We start from the raw sequence: 3771 nt of genomic DNA, 5'->3' as shown, positions 1-3771 counted from the left end.
GTTGATTTTGAGGGTATTAGAGATAAGCAATACACAAATTTGAAACCGCAGCTGATTAAGTTTAAAGAATCAGTTTTATTAAATTAACTACTGCGCCTAACAGCGACTTACCGCTACGCTTCGGGACTCCGCCCTCGCTTGGGCTGCGCCAAATTCTCCTTCTGGCATTCGCCTTGCTTACGCAAGCTACATGCCAGTCCCTAACGTCCCGTTCCGGGACTCAGGGTCGGAGAACTTCGGTAAGTCTATTCGTTATGCGAAATTTATTAAATCAATTTCAGAATAAAATTTCAATTAATAGCTTGCTTACATTTGGACATTTTTCACATAAAATATGGATAACCCAATGAAAGACCGGTTTGAACGAAGGCGATCAATTTAAAGTAATATCAGTAATTTCCAAATAAACATCCAAGGAAATAAATATTGCATTAATTGAATAAATAAATTTACAGAAATTTAACAAAATTTCTATTAGATAGATATGTAAACCTAGTATTTAATTAGATAATTTTTATTACATAAATCAAATAACATAATATAAATATATTTTAGTTTTTATAATTTAGAAGTAATCGAAAACCATAATAGTAAATATTTTGATAAATTCAAAACAAATAATAATCAGAAAATTAGGACGGCAACATGCGATTTCCAATTCTTTCAACACTTTTTACTTTTTACTACTTTAATCTATTGCGGTGAATCAAATAATAAAAAAACCAGTAAAGCTTGTGCAGACTCACAACTACTATTATCACTTTGCTCAAAAACAGAGATACATGTGGAAATTATGATACATTAAACTCCAACTTTGTTAGATCATGCGGATTAATGTAAATAGCATTAAAAAATGAAAATATTGAATAAATCAATTTTTTAAATTACTAAATTTTTCTTTAATTTATTCGGATCTATTAATTCAAGAGTATCTTTGAAATAATAAACTTCGCATAACAGCGACTTACCGCTACGCTTCGGGACAAGCCCTCGCTCGGCCTACGGCAAATTCCCCTTCTGGCATTCGCCTTGCTTACGCAAGCTACATGCCAGTCCCTAACGTCCCGTCCGGGACTCAGGGTCGGGGAACTTCGGTAAGTCTATTCGTTATACGCAATATCCAAAAAGTGATTCGGAGTCACTTAGTAAGTATTTACGCCTCTAGTTTGATTTAACGCATTTTTATTCATGAGATTCGTTCTATCGCAATTCTGCTGATTAACTAGAAAGTTTTAATGAAAATTTTCACCTTAAGAATTAAGAGAAAAGATGAACTAAAGAAAGAAATGAAGAGTTCTTGGTTTCATCTTAAATAAGAAATTATCTTTGTACGGCGACTCCATTTTACATAAATAAGAATAGAAATCTTATTTATCATTCTAAAAATATTTGAAAACAAAAAATTTAGGAAGAAAAAATTGAAAAAATACGAAATATTGACTAAATTGTTTTCTAATGACTTTTTCCTCTCACATTGGATACTGCGTATAACAGCGGCTAACCACATCGCTTCGGGACGAGCCCTAGCTCGGCCTACGGCACATAGGCTTTCTGGCACTCGTTTGCATGCGCAAACTACGCGCCAGTCCCTAACGTCCCGTTTCCGGGACTCAGGGTCAGCCTACGTCGGTTAGCCTATTCGTTATGCGAAAGAGACAAAATCTTTTAGAAGATAAGAGAAAAAGGCAAAAAAAAGCATTATTTGTAAAAAAGTAAAGGTTGACATTTACGTAAATAGAATTTAACATTATACGTATAGGTGTTTCTATATGAATACTAAACTTACACTATCTCTCGATGACAAAATAATAAAACAAGCAAAGGAATTTGCTAAGCAGAGAAATAAAAGTTTATCTAAATTGATAGAAGATTATCTAGGAGGAATTTCTTCAAAAATCCCATCTAATGAAGAGAATCTTCCCCCTGTGACAAAAAAATTAGCAGGTATACTAAAAGGTAAAAAAGAAATCGATATTAAGAATGAAATTGCTCATTTTCTTGAAAAGAAATACAAATGATTCAAAATGTTTACTTAGATTCTGATGTTATTATCGACTATCTATATGCAAGAGAACCTTTCTTTCAAGAATCTGTAGAACTGATTTCACTTATAGAAAATAAAAAAATTAAGGGTTATATTTCTTCACTAATTATTTGGAATATTTTTTATATTCTTGCAAAGTATACAAATCAGAAATCCGCTAGGGCTTTAATTAAAGAATTCAAAACTATTATAGAAATAATTCCAATCGACGAAAAAATAATCGACCTTGGATTAGATTCTTCTATAAAAGATTTTGAAGATTCAATTCAATACTTTGCAGCTAAATCAAAAAAAATTAAATATATTATCACTAGAAATAAGAAAGATTATCCCAATGGGGAAATTAAGCCTTTAAGTCCAAAAGAATTTCTTGCAATCTTTAAAGAATAAGATTTAGAATCTTTTAATCTTTGTCTCCTTCGCATAACAGCAACTTACCGCTACGCTTCGGCACAAGGCCTCGCTCGGGCTACGCCAAATTCCCCTCCTGGCATTCGCCTTGCTTGCGCAAGCTACATGCCAGTCCCTAACGTCCCGTTCCGGGACTCAGGGTCGGGGAACTTCGGTAAGTCTAGTTCGTTATACGCAATTATTCAAAAAAAAATTATGTTTAAATACTTAATAAATATAATCAAAAAAAATAAAGGATCAGAATTCTTTCTCATTAAATTCGTTGTTATTCCGATTTATGGAATTATCTTCTCTTTATTTATCATCATCATTTTATCCCCAGCTGTTTTTTCGAGGTATTTCAAATTATACATTAATTACAACTATGAGTTTGAACAACTACCATTAGTAAAATCTACGGTTTTTTCAAATTCATTAGTTCAAGAAGATGAAGTTGAAATTTTTTTGAAAAAATTAAACTGTTTTGAAAATTTAGATTCTAGATATATGATACAAAAATACAGCTGTTCTCCGAAAAACGAACAAATCATTCAAATAATTGTTAAAGATTTTCCTTCAGATATCAATTTAAGCTTTCCGACATACTATGAATTAGCATTAAAACAAAAATACAATATAAACCAATTTTTTCAGAATAAATATAAAGAATCAATTGCTTTTAAATCAGAGATAGCAGAAATATTACGGCTACCTGAAGTAAAATTCTTAACCGGTTCAAATCAAATTTATTTATTGAATGATGATGAATCAAATATCGAAATTTTTTCTATCTTTTATGTTTATGGTAAATTATATCTTTTCAATTATATTCCAATTAAGAAAGATATGAATGAATCAATTAAACTAATAAATTTAATTGAAACTCTGTAAATAGAATAACTGCGTATAACAGCGACTTACCGCTTCGCTTCGGGACAAGCCCTCGCTCGGCCTCCGGCAAATTGTCCTCCTGTCACTCGCCTTGCTTACGCAAGCTACGTGCCAGTCCCTAACGTCCCGTTGGGACTCAGGGTCGGACAACTTCGGTAAGTCTAGTTCGTTATACGCAATATCCAAAAAGTGATTAAGAGACTATTAGTAAGTATTCACGCTAATATTTTTGAATTAACGCATTTTTATTTATGAGATTCGTTCTATCGCAGCTCCGTTGATTAAGTAGAAAATTTTAATGAAAATTTTCACTTTAAGAAATAAGAATTAAGAAAAAAGATGAACTAAAGAAAGAAATGAAGAGTTCTTGGTTTTATCTTAAATAAAAAATTAACTTTGGACGGCGAATCTATTTTTACATAATGTGATTAGGATTCTTTTTTCTA

At 31.8% G+C, this 3771-nt stretch carries 3 protein-coding genes; all 3 read left to right on the top strand.

What is annotated here, in order from left to right:
• Positions 1-1769: 1769 nt before the first annotated feature.
• The 3 genes from LEP1GSC202_RS17290 to LEP1GSC202_RS17280 all read left to right on the top strand — a co-directional run bounded on the left by LEP1GSC202_RS17290 (position 1770) and on the right by LEP1GSC202_RS17280 (position 3325).
• Complete coding sequence (locus LEP1GSC202_RS17290) at positions 1770-2018, top strand: DUF6364 family protein (protein WP_015679045.1); 249 nt, start codon at positions 1770-1772, stop codon at positions 2016-2018.
• Positions 2015-2434, top strand: coding sequence for a type II toxin-antitoxin system VapC family toxin (locus LEP1GSC202_RS17285; protein ID WP_015679044.1), 420 nt, complete (start codon positions 2015-2017; stop codon positions 2432-2434). Before LEP1GSC202_RS17290 ends, LEP1GSC202_RS17285 begins: the two co-directional genes overlap by 4 nt.
• Positions 2435-2650: 216 nt before the next feature.
• The gene (locus tag LEP1GSC202_RS17280; RefSeq protein ID WP_039929378.1) at positions 2651-3325 is read left to right on the top strand and encodes a hypothetical protein; all 675 of its coding nucleotides are present in this window, start codon (positions 2651-2653) and stop codon (positions 3323-3325) included.
• The last annotated feature ends 446 nt before the right edge of the window (positions 3326-3771 follow it).

Source organism: Leptospira yanagawae serovar Saopaulo str. Sao Paulo = ATCC 700523, assembly GCF_000332475.2.
Taxonomy (GTDB): Bacteria; Spirochaetota; Leptospiria; order Leptospirales; family Leptospiraceae; genus Leptospira_A; species Leptospira_A yanagawae.
The sequence above is the reverse complement of the archived record's forward strand: the minus strand, read 5'-3'. Positions and strand labels throughout refer to the sequence as shown.